The following is a 709-nucleotide window of genomic DNA, read 5'->3' on the forward strand; positions in this document are numbered from 1 at the left end:
GCGGGTGCCGCCGTGCGGAAGTCGCTGGCGGAGTTCCTCGAGGCGCTGGATGCCGTGGTGGAGTTCATCGTTTTTTTTTATGGGGTTGGGCCGGGCGGGTCGGCGACTTGGTCGACGGGGCCGTGGAGCGCAGGTCGCGCAGGAGGTCCCGCAGGTCGTGGATCCCGGCCATCATGCCGAGCCGGTTCTCCAGGTCGCTGACCTTGCGGCGCAGGCGCTCGATCTCCGGGTCGGGCTTCGGTTTCGGGGGACGTCCCGGGCGGCCGTCGGTCAGCCCCGCGAGCATCGCCTCGAGTCCCTTCTGTTCCCACTCGTAGTAGGTCTTGCGGGAGATTCCCAGCTGGCGGGCCGCCTCGCTCGGGGTGATCTGCCCGGCGCGGACCCGCAGGATCATCTCGGCCCGCAGGCGGGCCTTCGGGTCGTTTTTCACGCTGCGGTTCTATCACGCCGGGGGCTTGTTGTCGCCCTTCTGGATGCGGCGCAGTCGCTGGTCGAGGTGCTTGGTCGGACGGGCGAGCTGGCGGTCCATCAGCTGGCGCAGGCGGGGACTCAGAGCCGCTCCGTCGTCCAGCTTGGCATGGCTCTCCAGCGCCTGGAGCATGCCCTCCATGGCGCGCTTCTGCCAATTCTGCAGCGTCATGTAGTTGATCTCCATCTCGCGGCAAATGTCGCTCTGGCTGAGTTTCTCCGTCCAGATGGCCAGTACTGC

General features: G+C 67.4%; 2 protein-coding genes. Both read right to left on the reverse strand.

The genetic code is table 11. From position 1 onward, the window contains the following. Positions 1 to 64 precede the first annotated feature (64 nt). On the reverse strand, positions 65 to 430 hold the full coding sequence (locus ACG2LG_RS24085; protein WP_396263442.1) for a helix-turn-helix domain-containing protein: 366 nt from the start codon (positions 428 to 430) through the stop codon (positions 65 to 67). A gap of 12 nt (positions 431 to 442) precedes the next feature. Further along, positions 443 to 709, reverse strand: a 267-nt coding sequence (locus ACG2LG_RS24090; RefSeq protein WP_396263444.1) for a hypothetical protein, incomplete at its 5' end; no start/stop codon positions are given.

The organism is Haloferula sp. A504, from assembly GCF_044385805.1.
In the GTDB taxonomy this organism is placed as follows: domain Bacteria; phylum Verrucomicrobiota; class Verrucomicrobiia; order Verrucomicrobiales; family Akkermansiaceae; genus Haloferula.